16 protein-coding genes and 1 pseudogene are annotated in these 19,201 nt (G+C 69.1%); 14 read left to right on the top strand and 3 right to left on the bottom strand.

Annotation, left to right across the window (positions count from 1 at the left end; genetic code table 11):
- The first annotated feature begins 43 nt into the window (after positions 1–43).
- The 4 genes from C2R22_RS14620 (at position 44) to C2R22_RS14605 (ending at position 4,740) form a co-directional block, all read left to right on the top strand.
- The gene (locus tag C2R22_RS14620; protein ID WP_103426412.1) at positions 44–1,429 is read left to right on the top strand and encodes a beta propeller repeat protein; all 1,386 of its coding nucleotides are present in this window, start codon (positions 44–46) and stop codon (positions 1,427–1,429) included.
- A gap of 29 nt (positions 1,430–1,458) precedes the next feature.
- Positions 1,459–2,322 (top strand): formate/nitrite transporter family protein, encoded by an 864-nt coding sequence (locus tag C2R22_RS14615; protein WP_103426411.1) that lies wholly within the window; start codon positions 1,459–1,461, stop codon positions 2,320–2,322.
- A gap of 45 nt (positions 2,323–2,367) precedes the next feature.
- A complete protein-coding gene (locus C2R22_RS14610) occupies positions 2,368–2,571 on the top strand; it encodes a hypothetical protein (RefSeq protein ID WP_103426410.1) in 204 nt (67 codons plus the stop codon).
- Between the two features lie 168 nt (positions 2,572–2,739).
- The gene (locus C2R22_RS14605; protein WP_103426409.1) at positions 2,740–4,740 is read left to right on the top strand and encodes a PAS domain S-box protein; all 2,001 of its coding nucleotides are present in this window, start codon (positions 2,740–2,742) and stop codon (positions 4,738–4,740) included.
- On the opposite strand, the gene thiD is transcribed toward C2R22_RS14605, so the two are convergent.
- Complete coding sequence (thiD, locus tag C2R22_RS14600; protein WP_103426408.1) at positions 4,741–6,120, bottom strand: bifunctional hydroxymethylpyrimidine kinase/phosphomethylpyrimidine kinase; 1,380 nt, start codon at positions 6,118–6,120, stop codon at positions 4,741–4,743. It abuts the gene before it with no gap.
- 106 nt (positions 6,121–6,226) lie between these two features.
- Here thiD and tenA point away from each other — a divergent pair, with 106 nt between their 5' ends.
- Positions 6,227–6,898 carry a thiaminase II gene (gene tenA / locus C2R22_RS14595; RefSeq protein WP_103426407.1) on the top strand — a complete coding sequence of 224 codons (672 nt, stop codon included), beginning with the start codon at positions 6,227–6,229 and terminating at the stop codon, positions 6,896–6,898.
- A complete protein-coding gene (locus tag C2R22_RS14590; RefSeq protein ID WP_245902775.1) occupies positions 6,895–7,590 on the top strand; it encodes a TenA family protein in 696 nt (231 codons plus the stop codon). The genes tenA and C2R22_RS14590 overlap by 4 nt, the downstream gene beginning before the upstream one ends.
- 36 nt (positions 7,591–7,626) lie before the next feature.
- Here C2R22_RS14590 and C2R22_RS14585 read toward each other — a convergent pair whose 3' ends face one another.
- Positions 7,627–8,547: a thiamine-phosphate synthase family protein gene (locus tag C2R22_RS14585; protein WP_103426406.1), complete on the bottom strand. Its 921-nt coding sequence runs from the start codon at positions 8,545–8,547 to the stop codon at positions 7,627–7,629.
- 136 nt (positions 8,548–8,683) lie between these two features.
- Between C2R22_RS14585 and C2R22_RS14580 the strand changes: the two genes are divergently transcribed.
- From C2R22_RS14580 to C2R22_RS14570, 3 genes and pseudogenes are all read left to right on the top strand, one after another.
- Positions 8,684–10,222, top strand: a complete 1,539-nt coding sequence (locus tag C2R22_RS14580) for a sodium:solute symporter family transporter (protein ID WP_103426405.1) — start codon at positions 8,684–8,686, stop codon at positions 10,220–10,222.
- A 142-nt stretch (positions 10,223–10,364) separates the two neighbouring features.
- A pseudogene (locus tag C2R22_RS14575) lies at positions 10,365–11,662 on the top strand (NRAMP family divalent metal transporter).
- Positions 11,663–12,328 carry a hypothetical protein gene (locus C2R22_RS14570; protein WP_103426404.1) on the top strand — a complete coding sequence of 222 codons (666 nt, stop codon included), beginning with the start codon at positions 11,663–11,665 and terminating at the stop codon, positions 12,326–12,328.
- Positions 12,329–12,382: 54 nt separating this feature from the next.
- Here C2R22_RS14570 and C2R22_RS14565 read toward each other — a convergent pair whose 3' ends face one another.
- Positions 12,383–13,303, bottom strand: coding sequence for an NAD-dependent epimerase/dehydratase family protein (locus tag C2R22_RS14565; RefSeq protein WP_103426403.1), 921 nt, complete (start codon positions 13,301–13,303; stop codon positions 12,383–12,385).
- Positions 13,304–13,448: 145 nt separating this feature from the next.
- Here C2R22_RS14565 and C2R22_RS14560 point away from each other — a divergent pair, with 145 nt between their 5' ends.
- From C2R22_RS14560 to C2R22_RS14540, 5 genes are read left to right on the top strand one after another with little or no spacing between them, the layout of a single operon-like run.
- Entirely contained in the window at positions 13,449–14,840 is a 1,392-nt protein-coding gene (locus tag C2R22_RS14560; protein ID WP_103426402.1) for an ABC transporter substrate-binding protein, read from the top strand.
- The gene (locus C2R22_RS14555; RefSeq protein ID WP_103426401.1) at positions 14,841–15,764 is read left to right on the top strand and encodes a carbohydrate ABC transporter permease; all 924 of its coding nucleotides are present in this window, start codon (positions 14,841–14,843) and stop codon (positions 15,762–15,764) included.
- Positions 15,764–16,672, top strand: coding sequence for a carbohydrate ABC transporter permease (locus C2R22_RS14550; protein WP_103426400.1), 909 nt, complete (start codon positions 15,764–15,766; stop codon positions 16,670–16,672). Before C2R22_RS14555 ends, C2R22_RS14550 begins: the two co-directional genes overlap by 1 nt.
- Before the next feature lie 3 nt (positions 16,673–16,675).
- The gene (locus C2R22_RS14545; protein ID WP_103426399.1) at positions 16,676–17,851 is read left to right on the top strand and encodes an ABC transporter ATP-binding protein; all 1,176 of its coding nucleotides are present in this window, start codon (positions 16,676–16,678) and stop codon (positions 17,849–17,851) included.
- Complete coding sequence (locus C2R22_RS14540; protein ID WP_103426398.1) at positions 17,848–19,152, top strand: CaiB/BaiF CoA transferase family protein; 1,305 nt, start codon at positions 17,848–17,850, stop codon at positions 19,150–19,152. Before C2R22_RS14545 ends, C2R22_RS14540 begins: the two co-directional genes overlap by 4 nt.
- Positions 19,153–19,201: the final 49 nt, after the last annotated feature.

Raw genomic sequence — 19,201 nt, 5'->3', positions numbered from 1 at the left:
GCCGTCGAAAGACCTGACCGTCCGGCGACCGTAGCCGTGGACGATGAGTCGTCCTCACCGAGCCGACGGGTTCGTCGCGTTCTTCCGGCGCTACGTGCAGACGTGGGTCCACGCGCTCGCGACGGCCGCGCTCACGCTGTTCGGAACGCTGACGTTCGTCCACCGACTGTTCGCCGTCGTCGCCATCGCGGCCTACGTCCTCCCGCCGGTCGCGCTGTATCTCACGCGCTCTGGCGACCTGCCGGAACAGTCCGCGGCCGACCGCCCGTCGGACCGCGAGGGCGAAACACCGACTTCGGCCACCTCCACCACAGCCGCAGGCTCCGGCAGCACGCCTTCCGGTCGGTCGAGGGCCGACGAGGACCGAACCCGAACCGGTGACCGGGGACGGTCCACGGGGGGTGATGGACGGGCGCAGGCACAGTCGCGGTCGGACTCGGGTTCGTCCGATGCGACCGGGTCAGATTCGTCCGACGCGACCGGGTCAGGTTCGTCCGACGCGACCGAGCCTCACTGGACGACTGCGGCGACGCCGGTCGACGACCCCCTCCACGACGTCGTCGTCGGGGCGGGGTCGTACGCGGTCGGCGACGGCGGGACGGTGCTCGCCGACGAAGGCGACGGCTGGCGCGTCGCGCTCGCAGACGGTCCCGGTGCGGCGTCGAACGCGCTCCGCGGCGTCGACGCCGTCGCCGACGGCGGCGTCTGGTTCGCGGGCGACGGCGGTGCCGTCGGTCGACTGGACCCCACGACCGGCCGGCACGTCGACCACTCCGCGCCCGCCGGCGACACGACGAACCTGACGGGGCTGGCCGTCGCCGGCACCGACGGCGCCGAGACGGTCCTGCTGGCCGACGGCTCCGGACGCGTCCGGCGCGGTCGATGGCGGGACGGGGAGACGGCGTGGACGGAGCCGGTGACGCCGGGAAGCGGGTCGAGCCTCGTCGGCGTCGTCCTCGTCGACGAGTCGGTCGGCTACGTCTGCGACACGAACGACGCCGTGTTCAAAACGACCGACGGTGGCGAGCGGTTCGCCCGGGTCGGCCCCGTCGGTGCGTCGGGCACGCTCACCGACGTGGCAGCGACGACGTCGACCGACCCGGTCGTCGCCGCGGACGACGGCGTGCTCCACCGCTTCGACGGAACGCGGTGGACGCCGACGCGACTCGACGACGACGCCGTCCACGCGGTCGCTCTCGACGCGCGCGACGGCGACGAGCGCGACGGCGCCGGCGGCGGAGGCGATGTCGACGGGGTGGCGTGTGGGGCCGGCGGACGAATCTACGAACGGTCGGCGGGGACCTCCGACTGGACGCCTCTCGCGACGCCAGCGACGTCGCCGCTCTCGGGGGTCGCGCTCGACGGAGTGGACGCCGTCGCCGTCGGCGCCGACGGGACGGTCGTCGAGCGCGTCACGGACTCCGGCTGACGTCCCACCGGCCGCGTACTCCTCCCGTGATGACGACCGACCGACAGATACAATTTCCGTGCTTTCGTACGGAGCGTATTCCCTCCGACTCGACCGACACACTCCCGGAAGGCGAAGCGATACTCGACACACAGCTCCGCGAGGGGCTGAGCGAACTGTACCGCCCGGCGGACGGACTGTTCCTCTCGGCGCTGTCCGCCGGGCTCGACATCGGGTTCGGCCCGCTGTTGATGGCCGTCCTGCTCACGACGGTCGGCATCTCCAACGCCGACGAGGTGTCGACCCGACTCCTCGTCTCGCTCGCGTACGGCGTCGGTTTCATCCTCGTCGTGCTCGGCCGCTCCGAACTGTTCACCGAACACACCACGCTGGCGGTCCTCCCCGTGATCGACGGGCGCGCGTCGGTCGCGCGACTCGGACGGCTCTGGGCGCTCGTCTACGTCGGCAACGTCGTCGGTGCGGTCGTCTTCACGCTGGTGGCGGTGCCGGTGACTACGGGGCTCGGCGTCACCGAGCCGGCCGCGTTCGTCGAACTCGCGACGACGTTCACCGAACACGACTGGTCGGTGCTTCTCGGCGGAGCCGTCCTCGCCGGGTGGCTGATGGGCCTGCTCTCGTGGCTCGTGGCGGCCGTCGACAGTTCGATGGCCCGGCTGGCTGTCGTCTGGCTCATCGCCACTGCCATCGGCCTCGCGCACCTGCCACACAGCATCGCCGGAACCGTCGAGGTGTTCGCGGGGACCGTCGCGGGGTCGGTGACGCTCGTCGACTTCGGGCGTTTCCTCGCCTTCACCACGCTCGGCAACGCCGTCGGTGGGACGGTGTTCGTCGCCCTCCTCAAGTACGGACACGTCGTCCGCGGTGGTCCGTCGACCGAAGACGTGAAAGAGTGACTCCTCACCGAGAGGATTAGGTCCTCGCGCCGCTCACGTTCGGATGTGTCCAGCGACCTCCGGTGTCGGCTCTGCGGGGCCGAACTGCGGACCGGACTCGTCGCCAGCGGCCGTCGAGCCTGCTGTCTCAACGACACGCCCATCGTCGGTGCCTGTCCGAACCACGGCCCGCTGGGACCACACCACGCGAGCGACGCCGATTCCACGCGAGCCGAACGCCCGAACGACGGCGACCCGTCCGACGACTGAGTTACCGGCACGCGTCGCCTCGGAACCGTCGCGCTCTCGTCGTCACCGTCCACTCCGCGACGTCGGCTTCCCGCACGTTTCAAAATCTGATAACCCTAACCGCAGATTCATATCCGCCCAGCCGAACGGCCGAACGTCTCGCGATTCACTCGCCCGCTCACAGTTCCCATGTCAGAACAACGCGCCACAGCCAGCAACGATCGGTCCTCCCGACAGGCAGTCTACGAGGCGTTCGCCGACCGGAGCCGGTCCGTCGAGGAGGCGGTCGAACGTGCACTCACCGTGGGGACCGACCGACTCGGCGTCGGTCTCGGGTTTCTCACAGAGATCACGGAGGAGCGACAGGTCATCAGAACCGTCCAGGCCAGCGGAACGGACGGGACGATCGAAGCCGGCGATTCGTGCCCGCTCGACCGAGCGTACTGCCGACGGACGATCCAGCAGGACGGGGCGCTCTGCGTACAGGACGCCACCTCCTCCACGGCGGTTTCTCCGGCCGCATACGACGCGTTCGGCCTGGACACGTACGTCGGTGTGAAAGTGACCGTCAACGAGGAAGTGTACGGAACCGTCTGCTTCGCCGATACGGAGCCGCGCGCGGAGCCGTTCCCCGAGTCCGACCAGTTGTTCGTCGAAGTCCTCGCCCAGTTGATCGGTCAGGCGCTCGAACGACGTCGGCACGAGCAGTCCCTCCGCGAGCAGAACGAGCGACTTCGCGCCGAAAAGCGGCGCATCCAGCGCATCGCTGACACGACGTACGACCTGCTGTTCGAGATCGACCCCGACACCCGTCTGACCTACGTCTCGACGGCCGTCGGGACGGTGCTGGGATACACCCCGGAGGAGGCGATGGGCAACTCGTTCGCGGAGTACATCGCCCCGTCGTCCCTCCCGGCGGCCACCGCCGCGTTCGAGCGCGTGTTCGACGGCGAACCGGTTCGAGACCTCGAACTGACGGCGGTGACGGCTGACGGTGACGAGGCCGTCATCGAGATCAACGGCAAGCCGATCGTCGAAGACGAGGACGTCGCCGCGGTGCAGGGCGTCGCGCGCGACATCACGGCCCGACGCGAGCGCGAGGCGGAACTCCGACTGAAGACGAGAGCGGTCGACGACGCCACCGTCGGCGTCACTATCGCCGACGCGACGCGACCGAACAACCCGCTCGTCTACGTGAACGAAGCGTTCGAAGAGCTGACGGGCTACTCGACCGATGAGATGCTCGGCCGGAACTGTCGGCTCCTGCAGGGCCCGGCGACCGACGAGGCGACCGTCGCGACGCTCCGCGAGGCTATCGACGCCGGTGACTCGGTCTCTGTCGACCTCGTCAACTACCGGAAGGGGGGCGCGCCGTTCTGGAACAACGTGCGCGTGGTGCCGGTCGAAGACAGCGCCGGCGACGCCTCGCACTTCGTCGGCTTCCAGGAGGACGCCACCGACCGGGTCCGGACCAACAGCCTCATCGAACTGCTCAACCGCGTGCTCCGGCACAACCTCAGGAACGAACTGAACGTGCTCCAGGGCTACGGCCAACTCCTGAGTGACCCGGCGCAACTCGACGGAGCCGACGTCGACGCCGGGCGCATCATCCACGAAACGGTGGAGGATTTGATGTCGCTGAGTGACCAGGTCCGCGAACTCGAACACATCGCTCGGCAGGACCGCGACCCGACGCACGTCGACGTCTCGCAACTCCTCGCCGACGTGACCGCCCACGCACACGAGCTATCGCCCGACGCGACGGTCGAGTCCCGCGTCGACCTCCCCGACGGCCGCGGCATCTGTGCGGGTGCCGAACTGACGCGCGCGTTCGAGGAACTGGTCGAGAACGCAATCCGACACGCCGACGACCCGCCGACGACCGTGACGGTGACCGCCCGGGAGGCCGGCGACGACGTCAAACTCGTGGTCGCGGACGACGGCCCCGGCATCCCCCCGGTCGAGGCGTCGGTCATCGAGGCCGGCCGCGAGACGGCGGTCGAACACGGCACCGGGCTCGGACTGTGGCTCGTCAACTGGATCGTCACCCGGTACGGCGGGAGCTTCCAGATCCGTCCCGCGGGATCGGACGGCGCCTCCGGCACTGTCGCCGTCGTCTCCCTGCCCGGCCTCAATCCCGACGACGACCCCGACGACGTGGTCCGGCCGCACACGACGCTGTTCCAGTGACTACTGTTCCCCGGTGACCGCCGCGAGTTCGAGCAGGCGGTCCCCGAGCGTCTCGGCGTCGGCGGCGAGCACCCGCGTCATCGGCTCCTTCCCCACGTCGCCCTCGTCGACCACGGCGACCGGCGGTTCGTCGCCGTCGCCGTCGTCTCCCGTCTCGAACGCCCGTGCCGCCCCCCATCCCATCGTCGAGGCCTCCTCCTCGGGAGTCGGCTCGTTCCCCCGGTCGAACGACGCGACCCGCCAGCCCAGGTCGTCGAGCGCCGCCCTCACCCTCGCGTCGTACCGACAGTTCGCGGCGAACCGATAGGTGGGAACGAACTCCCGGACCGAGAGGAGGAAGCGCGCGACGTGGCTCGACGCGCCGAACCGCACGCCGCGGTTCGGTCGGACCCCTCCCACCGTTCGGGTGATGCGCCCCTCGACGGCGGCGACGTCCTCCGTTTCCTCGGCGTACGGCGTCGCCCCGACGACGTTCAGTCCCACCTCGGGGACGATGACTCGTGACTTCTCCTCCCCGACCAGTCGGTCGACCACGCCCTCGACGGCCTCGCTCGTCGCGTGCCGGGCGGCCCGGTCGCGGAGCGCGACGAGGTGGTGGACCGACCCGGGTCCCTCTCCCACGTCGAGCGGATAGCGCACGGCGCGACGCATGAACGTGACGCCGGCCTCGACCGCTTCGACGAGCGACGCGCCCCCCGCCAGGTTGGCGGCGATGGCGCTCGACAGCGTACAGCCGGAACCGTGTGTCGCGGCCGTGTCGACGCGGGGACTCTCGAATCGATGGCTTGCCCCCTCGGTGACGAGCAAGTCGATCACACCTTCGGTGTCGACGTGCCCGCCCTTCACGAGCGCGGCGTCCGCGCCCATCTCGACGAGCGCCTCGCCCGCCTCCCGCATCGCCGTCTCGTCCTCGACGGCGACGCCGGTCAGCACCTCGGCCTCGTCGGCGTTTGGCGTCACGAGCGTCGCCTCTCGAACCAACGCCTCGTAGGCGGCTTCGGCCTCCGGTTCGAGCAACCGGTCGCCGCTCGTGGCGACCATCACCGGGTCGACGACGCTCGGGACCTCCCACTCGCCGAGCCTGGTCGTCACCCGCTCGACGACGGGCGTCGTCGCGAGCATCCCCGTCTTCACGGCCGCGACGTCGAAGTCGCCCCGGACGGCCGTGAGCTGTGCGTCGACCTCCTCGACGGGCAGGACGTGCGTCGACTCGACGCCTCGGGTGTGCTGGGCCGTGACGCTCGTGATGGCGCTCGTCCCGAAGACGCCGTGGGCCTCCATCGTCTTCAGGTCCGCTTGGATGCCCGCGCCCCCGCCGGAGTCGCTGCCCGCGACGGTGAGTGCGACGGGCCGCCGGTCGGGAACCGCGCGTCGGCTCACGGCCGGTCACCCCACTGTCCCGCGCTGTGTTCTCCCGTTGCTCGCATATCATTGGGTTATAACAGCTCGTGATAACACTTTTGTGGTCGCTCGGAAACCCACGCGTATGTCGTTCACCGAGGCGCTCGAACCGACCGCCGAATCGCTCTGGGACGCCATCGTCGACCACCCGATGGTCGCCCAACTGGGTGAGGGAACGCTCGACGAGGACCCGTTTCGCTACTGGGTCCGACAGGACTACGTCTACCTCGTCGAGTACAGCCGCGTGTTCGCGCTCGGCGCGGCGAAAGCGCCCGATCTGAGGAGGTTGGGAACGTTCGCCGAACTCCTCGAATCGACGGTGAACACCGAGATGGACCTCCACCGGAAGTACGCCGCCGAGTTCGGGGTTTCGGAGCAGGAGTTAGAGGCGACCGAGCCGTCGCCGACCACGCGGGCGTACACCGACTTCCTGGTTCGGACCGCTTCGATCGGAACGTTCGGCGACCTCGTCGCCGCGCTCCTGCCCTGCATGTGGGGGTTCAACGCCACAGCCAGACGACTCGACGCCCGCGGCCGACCGAACCACGAGGGGTACGCCGCCTGGATCGACATGTACGCCGGGGAGGAGTTCACCGAACTCACCGAGTGGTGTCTCGACCTGATGGACGACGTCGCCGCCGACGCCTCCGACGGGACCAGAGAACGCTACCGCGACCTGTTCGTTCTCTCCGGTCGGTACGAGTACCGCTTCTGGGACGCCGCCTGGCGCGAGGAGGAGTGGGAGGTGGCGGTGTGACCGTTCCCTCGACCTACGCCGACTACGCGGACGCCCGCGACGACCCGCGCTTCACCGACTGGCTCCGCGCCCGGTCGGAACCGGCGTGGACCGAGGCGACGGAACACCGCTTCGTCGCGGAACTGGCCGACGGAACCGTCGCGGACGACGTATTCCGCCGCTATCTCGTCCAGGACTACGCGTTCGTCACGACGCTGGCGGCCCTCGTCGGGCACGCGGCGGGCGAGGCTCCGACCGTGGCGGGAAAACGCGAACTCGCGGGCTTTCTCCGCACGCTCACCGACGAGGAGGACGACTACTTCGAGCGGTCGTTCGACGCGCTTTCGGTCCCCGAGGCGGACCGAACGTCCCCACGCAAGACGGCCACGACCGAGGCGTTCGAGGACCTCCTCACCCGTGCGGCCCACGAGGGCGGCTACGCCGAGTCGCTCGCTACGCTCCTGGCCGTCGAGTGGGTGTACTGCACCTGGGGGGTCGCCAACGCCGACGCCTCACCCGACCCATTCTACCTCGTCGAGTGGATCGACCTGCACTCGGTTCCGGCGTTCGAGTCGTTCGTCGCGTGGCTCCGGACCGAACTCGACCGGGAGGGGCCGACGCTCTCGCCCCGTCGCGAAGAGCGCGTCGCCCGGCACTTCCGCCGGGCGGTCGACATCGAAGTCGCGTTCTTCGACGCGGCGTACGGGAGATAGGGCGAGACGCCCGTCACGCCTCGACCGTCCACCGTCTCATCCCTCCCCGTCGACCAGCGAAACCACACGCTCGGCGGCGTCGACCGCGCTCTCGCCGAAGACGTAGGCGACGGGTTCGATGCCGAACGCCCCGCGGTGGTACGCGACGGTCGGCACGCCCCCGAACTCCCGGAACCGCTCGCGGAGGTGCTCGCCGCGCTCCTCGTAGTCGGCGTCGAACTCCAGCGTCGAGAGGCCGCGGTCGCGGGCGCGTTCGAGGAACGCGTCGTCGGTCGCGACGTTCACCGCCGCCCGCACCGAAGCATCGACCGACGCGGCGGCGAGGACGGCCGTCGCCACGTGTTTCGACGCGCCGAACTCGGGGTCCGACGGGACTTCGACGCGCCCGTTCACGGTGTAGACGCGGCCGGGGATGGCCGCGACGTCGGTCACAGCCTCGGCACCGGGGAGCGCCTCGCCGACGTTCGTCCCGACGTTGGGAACGAGCGCGGCGACGCCCGGGGCAGTCGACAGCAGACGCACCGCCTGCCGGACGCTCGCGAGGACGGCCCGCTCGCGTTCGGCCTCCTGGTCGAGGCCGCGGACGCAGAGGTCACAGCCGAGCCCGCGCAGTTCGGGCATCGCCCGCTCGTGGAGTTCGCAGACGGGGCCGCGGTCCTCCAAGACGGCGACGAGGGCGACGAGGTCCGCGAGGACGTCGTAGCCGTCGTACTCGCCCTCGTCGAGACCCGTCGCGATTCGGTCGACCGTCGCCTGCGCGTCGGCGTCCTCCGCGACGAGCGGTTCCAACGGGACGTCACCCCCGAGGTAGTTGCTCACCGCGGCCTGCGAGACGCCGAGGTGGTCGGCGATGGACTGCTGGGTCGCGCCGCGCTCGTCCAGACGGCGGGCGAGCATCGCCCGGAGCGTCGGAAGCACCCGGTCAGCGACGAGTTCGCTCGGATGGACCAGTGACATACTCCCTCGACTCGCCCCGGTTCGAGGTAAAGGCTCGCCCGGGAATAAGCGACTTATACAACCAAGTTTTAACACGGTCGTCGTCGTAGCCCGGCGTGATGGACGCGAACGGACGGGAAGGACGGGGGCATCGACGATGGTGACCGCAGGGACCACGCTCGCGGTGACGGTGGTTACCCTCCTGTGTTTCACCGGTCTCGGCCTCTGGTACGTCCGGCGGCGGGGTGGCGTCCGGAGCGCAGAGGAGTTCGTCAGCGCGCGCAACTCCACCGGGCCGGGCGCGACGACGGCGACGCTCGTCGCGAGCGTGATGGGCGTGTGGATCCTGCTCGCGCCGGTCGAGGCGGGCGCGGCGTTCGGCGGGGTGTCGGCCGTCCTCGGCTACGCGGTCGGCGAGGCGATTCCGATGCTCGCGTACGCGCGACTCGGCCCGCGCATCCGCGAACTCATCCCCGAGGGCCACTCGCTCACCGAGTACGCCCTCGCCCGCTACGGTCGAGGAATGTACGTGTTCGTCCTCCTCGTGAGTGTCTTCTACATGTTCGTGTTCTTGGCTGCGGAACTCACGGGCATCGCGAGCGCCTTCGAACTCGTCGCGGGCATCCCGCGCTGGCAGACCGGCCTCCTGGTGGGCGGGTTCGTCCTCCTGTACACGAGTTACGGCGGCCTCCCGGCGAGCATCTTCACCGACGCCGTCCAGACCGTGCTGGTCGTCCCCCTCCTCGTCCTCAGTGCCGTCGGTGCGCTCGTCGTCCTCGGCGGTCCCGGGGCGGTCTACGGGCAGGTCGTGGCGGCCGACCCGAGCCTCGTCGACCCGACGTTCTTTACCGGACTCCGCTTCGGCGTCTGGGTCGCCGTCGCCATCCTCGGCGCGGAACTCATCAACCAGACGTGGTGGCAGCGCATCTACGCCGCCCGCGATTCGGAAACCCTGAAGAAGGGGTTCCGCCGGGCCGCCGTCACCAACTTCTGCGTCGTCCTCGTCGCCGGACTGTTCGGGGTGGCCGCCCGCGGCGTCGCCGACATCGTCGTCACCGGCGAGGGGTACAACGCGAGCATCGCCTTCTTCGTCCTCCTGGGCGAGGCGTTCCCCGAACCGCTCGTCCTCGGCGTCGTCCTCCTCGCGCTCTTGCTCGTGATGAGCACCGCCGACACGCTGTTCAACGCGCTGGCGAGCGTCGTCACGGCGGACCTCCCGCGCGTGCTCGACGACCCGACCGACCGGACGCTGACGTGGGGAGCGCGACTGCTCACCGTCGTCGTCGCCGTCGCCGCCATCCTGGTCAGCCTCCGCGCACAGAGCGTCCTTCGATTGTTCCTGCTGGCGGACCTCTTCGGCGCGGCGGTGATGGTGCCGCTCCTCTACGGACTGTACTCCCGGCGAGCGACAGGAACAGGGATGCTCGTCGCCAGCCTCGCCGGCCTCGCCGTCGGCCTGGCGTTCTTCCCCTCCCCCATCGTCCGGTCGGTCACGACGGCCGTGCCCGTCGTCGGACCGCTGCTCCCCGCCGCGGACTTCCTCCCGGCGTTCCTCGGGGCGGCCGGCGTCTCCGCGCTCGTGGCCGTCCTCTCCGCGCGTCTCAGCGGCGCGACGTACGAACTGGAGCGACTCGCCAGCGCCGTCCGGCGGTTCGACGCGGGTGCCGTCGACGCGACGGACGAGCCAAGCGACTGAGCCTGTCGGTTTCTCGCTGTTGGGGCCGTCCGCGCCCGGGAATTACCCGGTGATACAACGTGGTAAACACTTTGTACGGTGGCGAAAAAGAGTCGGTATGGCAGGGACACTCACGGGGGCGGTCCGGTCGCGGCTCGACGAGATGGGGCCGGCCTGGGTCGCGGGTGCCATCGCCGCGGGGCCGGCGACGATGGCGTCGGTCATCACGGCGGGCGCGTCGTTCGGCTACGCGCTCCTCTGGGTGGTCGTCGCGAGCGCCGTCTTCGGCGCGACGGCGCAGTACTTCGCGATGCGACTGGGTCTTCTCACCGAACGAGGCATCGTCGGCGTCGTCGAGGACTACCTGGGAGCGCGTTGGGCGTGGCTCCTCGTCGCCGACGTCGTCCTCGCGGCCGGCCTGGCCCAACTGGTCATCATGAAGGGGCTCGCCGACATCTCCGCGACGGTCACGGGCGTCGACGCGCGCGTCTGGGGGGTCGCCTGGGCGCTCGTCCTCGCCGTCGGACTCGCGGGGCGGGCTACCGCTTCATCGAACTCGCCGCCAAACTGCTCGTCTCGGGCGTCGTGCTCGCGTTCGTCGCCTCGCTGTTCGTGGTCCCCATCGACCCGGTTACGGCCGTCACGGGGCTCGTCCCTCGGATTCCGGCCGGCGTCGACGGGGCGCTCGTCGCCGCCGGCGTCCTGGGCGGGGCGGTCCACATCACCCTCGTCACGATGCACTCGTACACCATGCGCGCGCGTGGCTGGACCCGCGACGACTACGGCCTCGCCACGTTCGACGTCGGCAGTTCGATGCTCGGAGCGTTCGGACTCTACAGCCTCGCCATCTTCCTCGTCGCCGCGAGCGTCCTCCACAGTCCGGGCATCGAGGCGAGCGAACTCACGGCGGTGTCGGCCGCACAGACGCTCGGCCCGCTCGTCGGCCCCGCCGCGCAGTGGCTCTTCCTCGTCGGTCTCTGGGGCGCGGCCGTCTCGACGCTGGGCGGGAACACCATCGTCCCCCCGTTCCTCGTCGCGGACAAACTCGGCTGGGGAACCGACGTCTCCGATTCGAGGTACCGGGCGCTCCTGGCGGGCTTCGCGCTCGCCTCGGCGGCCGGCCCGTTCGTCGGCGGCGCGTTCTTCCCGCTCCTCGTGCTCGTCCTCGCGTTCGGCCTCGTCGGCACGCCCTTTGCGCTGGTGGTCGTCCTCGTCCTCCTGAACTCCGACGCGGTGCCCGAGCCGAACTCGCGGCTCGCGAACCTCGCGGGCGTCGTCCTCGTCGCCGTCACCGCCACCACGGCGGGGTCGTTCGTCCAGAGCCGCCTCGCGGGAGGAGCGGGCGACCCGCTGACGCTCTTCGTCGTCGCCTTCGCCGCCGTCCTCACCGTGGCGACGGTCCTCCTCGTGGTGCAGTTCGTCCGCGCACGTCCCACGCGGCGCACACCCGCGAGCGGATAGATGAGCGACGACGAGAACGGCGCGACCGATGCGGTCGCCGACGAGTCGGACTCGGTTCCGCTCGTCGGGACGACGCTCGTCCTCGGGCCGTCGAACGTCGGCAAGACGACGCTGACCGCGCAGGCGCTGGAGCGGTGGGTCGACGCCCACGGGACCGAGGGCGTCGTCGTGTTCGACTTCGCGCCGGAACTCCTCCGGGAGGGGACGCTCCTCGGCGGCCGACTCGACCGGGTCACCGACCTGCTCGGCGACGCCGACTCTCCGGTGGAAGCGGTCGGGGGGAACGACCGGGACGACCGGACGACGGTCGGTCGACCGAACGGCCTCTGGTACGGCGTCCTCGACGCGCACGCCCCGCGTGCTGCGGGTCCGACCGAGGACGCCGCCGTCGCCCTCGCCGCCGAGAACGCGGCGGGTGCCGCCCGACTGCTCGAACGCGCGCCGACCGACCCGCGAGCGGTGTTCGTGAACGACGTCACCATCGCGTGTCAGCATCCGGCGGGCGACGCCGACCGCCTCCTCGCGTACTGTGGCCGCGCTCGCGCCGCCGTCCTCAACGCGTTCGAGAGCGACGAACTCGGTGTCGACGACCCCGTCTCCCGGCAGGAGCGTGTCGCGCTGGCGACGCTCGTCGCCGGTGCCGACCGCGTCGTCCGACTCTCGTAGCGACGCGCACGCGTCGGGCCGACGGAGAACTCGGGAGTCGTGAGGGGAGCGTGGTCAGGTGTACTGTTCGCAGATGCTTCGGAGCCCCTCGCGGAACGATATCTGCGGCTCCCAGCCGGTCGCCTCGTTCATCTTCGAGATGTCCGCCATCGTGTCGTGGACGTAGACGTACTCCGGGATGGGGTTCTCGACGTAGGTCGGTTCGACGTCGGTTCCCAACTCCTCGTTCAGCAGTTCCACGACCGTGTTGAAGTCGTAGCTCTCGCCCGTCCCGAGGTTGTAGACGCCGTCGAGTTCGTGCTCCGCGGCGGCGACGAGGCCCCGGACGATGTCGTCGACGTGGGTGAAGTCGCGGGTCTGGGTGCCGTCGCCGTATATCTTCGGGGAGCGACCGCTGGCGATGTCGTCGGCGAACTGCGCGAGGATGTTCGCGTACTCGCCCTTGTGCTCCTCGTTGCCGCCGTAGCCCTGGTACACCGAGAAGAAGCGCATGCCCGCCATCGTCATGTCGTAGTGGTGTGAGAAGTACTCGCCGTACCGCTCGCGTCCCATCTTCGACGCCTCGTAACCCGTCCGCGTCTCCACCGCCATGTCCTCCGGGGAGGGCTCGGTCCGGTTGCCGTAGATGGAGGAGGTCGACGCGTACACCACGGTGTCGCAGCCGTCGTCGCGCGCCTGGACGACCGTGTTGACGAACCCCTCGATGTTCACCCGGACGCCTTTCTGGGGGTTCTCCTCGTGCATCGCGTAGGAGGACAGCGCCGCGAGGTGGAACACCGCGTCGACGCCCTCGGTCGGGAGGTCCTCGTCGAGGACGCTCTTGCCGACGTACTCGACCTCGTCGGACAGGTTCTCCGGGGTGCCGAGGTACTCGTCGTCGACCGCGATGACCTCGTTCTCCGCCGCGAGGCTGTTCGCGAGGTTCGACCCGATGAACCCGGCGCCCCCCGTGACCAGAACCGTCTTGCCGTTCATACCCAGGTGTGTCAGACGAAGTGTAAAAAATGGGCTGGTTCGACCGACATCCGCCACGCACCGCCTCCGTCCCCCGCTGATCGGATATAATGACCCTCCAGGTGACGAGTACACTTATCACACCTCTCATGAGATTAGTTCACATATGACTGAGCGACGACTACAGCGGCGACGGTTCATCAAGGCGGCGGGAGCGACAGGCATCGCGGGACTGGCAGGGTGTGCCGGCGGGTCCGGGGGCAGTGGCGGCGGGAGCGGGAGTACGGAGTCGGGTGGTGACGGCGGTGGTGACAGCGGCGGCGACTCCGAGTCCAGCGGCGGCGCGTCGACGGGAGGCTCCGGGTCGGGTGGGACCATCCGCTACCTCTCCGACAGGGGAGATTCGAAGCCGATTCTCGACGAGATCATCGCGGAGTTCGAGTCGAACTCGGAGTACACCGTCGAGGTCACGTTCACCTCGAAGGGGACGTCGACGGACCAGGAGATGCAGAAGATGGTCGCGGCGGGCAACCCCCCGGACCTCTTCTTCGACACCTCGACCGACGCCTTCCGCTTCCAGCAGGAGGGCGTGCTCGCCCCGGTGTCGGAGGCGGTGTCGGCGAACAGCCTCCCCGACCCGGTCAACGTCGGCGGCGAGTCGTACTTCGCGCCGGCCATCGTCGAACCGCTGATGGGCTGGTACCGCAACGACATCTACGAGGAGAACCCGACCACGTGGTCGGCGTGGCTCGAAGAGGCCCAGCGGGTCTCCGAGAACACCGACATGGAGGGGTACATCGTCCAGTCGGGCCAGACGAACAACGCCGACACCCAGATGACGCAGTACCTCTGGCAGAACGACGTCGACATCTACGCGGGGCCGACCGACGACATCCAGGTCACGGTCGACCAGGGCTCGAATCGAGAACTCGCCGTCGAGACGTTCCAGTGGGTCCAGGACATGGCGCAGTACTCCCCGAACGGCAGCGGCTGGGAGTGGGGCGACGCCATCGGCGCGCTCCAGCAGGAGAACGCCGCCGCCGGCGTCAGCGTCGGCGGGCTTCCCATCCTCACCATGCAGAGCAACCGTCCGGACCTCGTCCAGAACTTCAGCCCGATGCCGTTCCCCGTCCCCCAGGGGAAGGCACAGGACAAGTGGTGGGCGTACATGGAGGGTCACCTCGTCCGCAGCGACGGGGACAACACCGAAGGCGCCCGCGAGTTCGTCACGTTCTTCTCCGAATCCGACAAGTTCTTCGACTTCATCCTCTCTGCCCCGCTGTTCCAGTTCCCGCCGTCGAGAGAGCAACTCGACGCGACACCCATGCAGGAGAACGAGACGCTGAACGAGTTCCCCGATGTGCTCGAACTCGTCCGGAACAACTGGGACGTCTTCACCTCCGTCCTGGCGACGGGCGACGACGGCGCGCCGAACCTCACGGCCGCCAAGGCGTACGGCAATCAGGCGTTCGGACAGGCCGCCGACCAACTCCTCGTCGGCGGCCTCTCGCCGGAGGAGACGGTCGACTTCCTCGCCGAGACGCTCCGTGGCCTGTAGATGAGTACGACTCGTGAGCGGACGGGGGGAGCGCGGTCACTCACCGAGCGGGTCGACAGCACCACGCTCCTCCTCGCCGTCTGCTTGGTTCCGCTCGCCGCCTTCTTCCTCGTCGTCTGGGTCGTCCCCATCCTGTACGCGCTGGGGATGAGCCTCTTCGAGGCGCCCGTCCGGAACCCGCAGTTCGTCGGCTTCGGTAACTACGTCGCCGTCGTCACGGACGACGGCTTCGTCAACGCCTTCACCAACAGCATCGTCTACGCCGTCTCGACGACGGTCCTGAGCCTCCTCCTCGGGCTCGGCCTCGCGCTCGCCATCAACCAGCGCATCAGAGGCGGCGTGGCGCTCCGCACGCTGATGATCTTTCCCTATCTGCTGCCGACGCTCGTGGTCATCTTCCTCTGGAAGTTCGTCCTCGACCCGAACATCGGCATCCTCAACCAGTACCTCGTCGACTGGGGGCTCTTCGAGGAGCCCATCGCCTTCTTCTCGACGCTGACGTGGGCGATGCCCGCGGTGGTGATAACGAGCGTCTGGAAGTTCGCCTCCTTCGCCTTCTTCATCCTCCTCGCGCGCCTGCAGTCCATCGACCCGGACCTCTACGAGCGCGCTCGCGTCGAAGGGGCGTCGTCGTGGCAGGCGTTCCGCGACATCACCTTCCCGCACCTTCGGGGAGCGATTCTCATCATCCTCCTCGTCCGCGGCATCTGGATGTTCAACAAGTTCGATATCATCTACCTCTCCACGCGAGGCGGGCCGCTCGACGCGACGACGACCCTCCCGATTCGCGTCTTCGAAATCGCGTTCGAACAGGTCGCGTTCGGGCAGGCCACCGCGCTGGCCGGCGTGATGTTCTTCTTCCTCGCTGCCGTGGCCGTGGTCTACTTCACCGTCTTCACGCCCGCCGAGGAGGTGACCGGCTGATGGCCTCCGACACCGAACGTGCCGCGACTGCCGACGTCGCACGAGGCGACGTCGGCGGCGACCACCTGCTCTCGCACCGCACCCAGCGTCGGCTCAGACGGGTCTTCCTCTACGTCGTCGCGCTCGTGGTCGCGACGTTCGTTACCATCCCCGTCTACGTCATGGTCGTCATCGCCTTCCAGTCGCCCGCGACGACGTTCGCCGGCGGCAACGTCAACCTCCTCCCCAGCGAGGTGACGCTCCGGAACTTCCGGGTGCTCTTCGACACGACGCTGACGGCCACGTACTTCCGGAACAGCCTGCTCGTCACGGGCGGGTCGACGCTCCTGTCGACGGCCATCGCGGTCACCGCCGGCTACGGTCTCACCCGGTTCGACTTCCGCGGGAAGGGCATCGCCGCCCGCGCGGTGCTCTTCACCTACATGTTCAGCCCCATCGTCCTCGCCATCCCCCTCTACGTGGTGTTCTTCTCGCTCGGCCTGCTCAACAACCTCTTCGCGCTGACGCTCGCGCTGTCGGCCGTCTCCGCGCCCTTCACCATCTGGCTGATGTGGCAGTACTTCCAGACGGTCCCCATCGCGCTGGAGGAGTCGGCGTGGGTCCGCGGCGCGAGTCGCTGGCGGACGGTGTGGGACGTCGTCCTCCCCGTCGCCCGGCCCGGCTACATCTCCGCCGCCATCTTCGCGTTCGCCGTCGCCTGGAACGACTTCACCATGGCCCGCGTCGTCCTCTCCCAGGACGAGAAGTACACCATCACGGTCGGTGCCAGCCTCTTTCTCGACCGGGTGAGCATCGGCTGGGCCGAGACGATGGCCGTCTCACTCCTCATCTCTATCCCGCCGTTTCTCATCGCGCTGTTCCTCCAGAACTACCTGCTCCAGGGGTTCAGCGTCGGAGGCCTCGAATAACACATGGCACGCGCTATCCACCTCGACAACGTCACCAAGGAGTTTCGCACCGGTTCGACCACCCACGTCGCCGTCGACGACGTCTCGCTGGAGATACCCGAAGGCTCCTTCGCGACGTTCGTCGGCCCCTCCGGCTGTGGGAAGACGACCACGCTTCGAATGATCGCGGGGCTCGAAACGCCGACGAGCGGGACGATTCGGTTCGGCGACACCGACGTCACCGACCTCCCGCCCCAGCGGCGCAACGTGGCGATGGTGTTCCAGAGCATCGCCCTGTACCCCCACATGAGCGTCCGCGAGAACATCGGCTACGGCCTGAAGATACACGGCGTCGACAGGGCCGACCGAAACGAACGAATCGAGGAGGCCGCGGAGACGCTCCGCATCACGGACCAACTCGACAAGATGCCCGCCGAACTGTCGGGAGGGCAGCAACAGCGCGTCGCCCTCGGCGGCGCGTTCGTTCAGGACCCCGACGTCCTCCTCTTGGACGAACCGATGTCGGACCTCGACGCGAAGCTGAAGGCCGAACTCCGAGTGGAAGTCCAGCGACTCCACCAGGAGATGGACGCCACCGTCGTCTACGTCACGCACGACCAGACGGAGGCGATGACGATGAGCGACTACGTCGTCCTCCTCGAAGACGGCCACCTCGCGCAGTTCGACCCGCCGATGACGCTGTTCGACCGTCCCTCCTCCTCGTACGTCGCGAGCTTCATCGGCACCCCCGCGACCAACACGCTCGCCTGCACCGTCGAACGCACCTCCGACGCCCCCGACGCCGCCGGTACGTCGGGCACCGACGGCGAGTGCGTCGTCGTCGGCCACGGCTTCCGTCTCCCGGTCGGTGACGCGCTCTCCGCGCACGTCGGCGAGCGGGTCACGCTCGGCATCCGACCCCAGTACATCCATCCCGACGGGGGCGCGTACAGCCTCGACGTCGAAGTCGAGGTCGTCGAACCCCTCGGCACCGAGGCCGTCATCCACGGGCGGACCGCCGAGGGTGACCGCCTCGACGTGGTGACCGACTCACACGCCGTCGAACGGTTCGCGCCCGGCGAGACCTTCCGGGCCGGCTTCGACCGGACCGACGTGTTCGTGTTCGGCCCCGACGGCGAGACGCTCCTGTTCGGTGCCGACCTCGTGACCGACGGCCAGCCCTCCTCGCCCGAGCAATGACCGACGCGACACGAGACACCGACGCGTCACGGGACGGACGCGACCCGCTCGGCGACGACGGGAGCGACCGCCCGCTCGCGGACACGGTCGTCGTCGAACTCGGCCACATCGTCGCCGGTCCGTTCTGTTCGCTCCTCCTCGCGGACCTCGGCGCGACGGTCGTGAAGGTCGAACACCCGGACGGCGGCGACGTCACCCGCGATTCGAGCCCGCTCGGCAACGCCTCGTTCAACTACGTCAACCGCGACAAGGTGAGCGTCACGCTCGACCTCAAAGCCGAGGGGGGACGAGAGGTGTTCCTCGACCTCGTTCGTGAGGCCGACGTCCTCGTCGAGAACTACGGACCGGGGACGACAGAGCGTCTCGGCGTCGGCTACGACGACCTCCGCGAGGTCAATCCACGACTCGTCTACTGCGCGGTCAAGGGGTTCAACGACGGTCCCTACTCGGACTACCCGGCGCTCGACCCGGTCGCGGAGGCGCTGTCGGGGCTGATGAGCGTCACGGGCTACCCCGACCACCCGCCCGCGCGGTGTGGGACCAGCATCGCCGACATGGCCGCGGCGCTGTACGGCGCGCTCTCCGTCGTCGCCGCGCTCCGCCAGCGCGAGCGCACGGGCGAGGGACAGAAGGTGTCGGCCCCGCTGTTCGAGTCCACCGTGGCCCTGATGGGCTACTGGCTCGCGTACGTCCAGGCGTACGACGCCGACCCCGAACCCCTCGGCGCGGGCCACTCGAACTGGGCGCCCTACGACGTCTTCCGGACGGCGAGGGACGAGAACCCGACCGCTACTGAATCCGGGAAATCGAGGGACGAGCGGACGAGTCGAGACGAGAACTGGGTGTTCATCGGACCGTCCTCACAGCGACAGTGGGAGGCGCTCTGTGACGCGCTCGACCTCACGCTCGACGACCGCGAGGAGTACGCCACCCGCGAGAGGCGACTCGAACACAAGCACGCGCTCAACGCCGAGTTGGAAGAGGCGCTCCGGTCGTTCTCGCGGTCGGAGGTTCTCGAACGCCTCCGCGAGGCCGGCGTCCCGGTGGCCCCCGTCAACGACGTCCGGGCCGTGGCCGCCGACCCACACCTCGTCGCCACCGACGCCCTGACGAAGGTCGAATCCGTCGAAGGCGCTCGGGCCCGGGTCGACGTCCCGCGCTATCCGGTTCGGTCGACGGCGTTCGACCGACGCGAGAGCGCGTCGCCCCCGGAACTCGGCGGCGACACCGAGACCGTACTCCGGTCGCTGGGGTACTCCGACGAGCGCATCGCCGAGCTGGCCGCGGACGGCGTCGTGTGACCCGTTCGCCGAGCGGTCGGGAGAACGAAGATTCATCGGCTCGCTCGGC

The organism is Salinigranum rubrum (genome assembly GCF_002906575.1).
Lineage (GTDB): Archaea > Halobacteriota > Halobacteria > Halobacteriales > Haloferacaceae > Salinigranum > Salinigranum rubrum.
The sequence above is the reverse complement of the archived record's forward strand: the minus strand, read 5'-3'. Positions and strand labels throughout refer to the sequence as shown.

What these genes read in the sequence shown, in the direction of transcription:
- C2R22_RS14565 (WP_103426403.1), bottom strand. Translation starts at nt 13,303, where the DNA reads ATGAACGGCAAGACGGTTCTGGTCACGGGGGGCGCCGGGTTCATCGGG.
- C2R22_RS14560 (WP_103426402.1), top strand. Translation starts at nt 13,449, where the DNA reads ATGACTGAGCGACGACTACAGCGGCGACGGTTCATCAAGGCGGCGGGA.
- C2R22_RS14545 (WP_103426399.1), top strand. Translation starts at nt 16,676, where the DNA reads ATGGCACGCGCTATCCACCTCGACAACGTCACCAAGGAGTTTCGCACC.
- C2R22_RS14615 (WP_103426411.1), top strand. Translation starts at nt 1,459, where the DNA reads ATGACGACCGACCGACAGATACAATTTCCGTGCTTTCGTACGGAGCGT.
- C2R22_RS14585 (WP_103426406.1), bottom strand. Translation starts at nt 8,547, where the DNA reads ATGTCACTGGTCCATCCGAGCGAACTCGTCGCTGACCGGGTGCTTCCG.
- tenA (WP_103426407.1), top strand. Translation starts at nt 6,227, where the DNA reads ATGTCGTTCACCGAGGCGCTCGAACCGACCGCCGAATCGCTCTGGGAC.
- C2R22_RS14555 (WP_103426401.1), top strand. Translation starts at nt 14,841, where the DNA reads ATGAGTACGACTCGTGAGCGGACGGGGGGAGCGCGGTCACTCACCGAG.
- C2R22_RS14605 (WP_103426409.1), top strand. Translation starts at nt 2,740, where the DNA reads ATGTCAGAACAACGCGCCACAGCCAGCAACGATCGGTCCTCCCGACAG.
- C2R22_RS14540 (WP_103426398.1), top strand. Translation starts at nt 17,848, where the DNA reads ATGACCGACGCGACACGAGACACCGACGCGTCACGGGACGGACGCGAC.
- C2R22_RS14620 (WP_103426412.1), top strand. Translation starts at nt 44, where the DNA reads ATGAGTCGTCCTCACCGAGCCGACGGGTTCGTCGCGTTCTTCCGGCGC.
- C2R22_RS14550 (WP_103426400.1), top strand. Translation starts at nt 15,764, where the DNA reads ATGGCCTCCGACACCGAACGTGCCGCGACTGCCGACGTCGCACGAGGC.
- C2R22_RS14580 (WP_103426405.1), top strand. Translation starts at nt 8,684, where the DNA reads ATGGTGACCGCAGGGACCACGCTCGCGGTGACGGTGGTTACCCTCCTG.
- C2R22_RS14570 (WP_103426404.1), top strand. Translation starts at nt 11,663, where the DNA reads ATGAGCGACGACGAGAACGGCGCGACCGATGCGGTCGCCGACGAGTCG.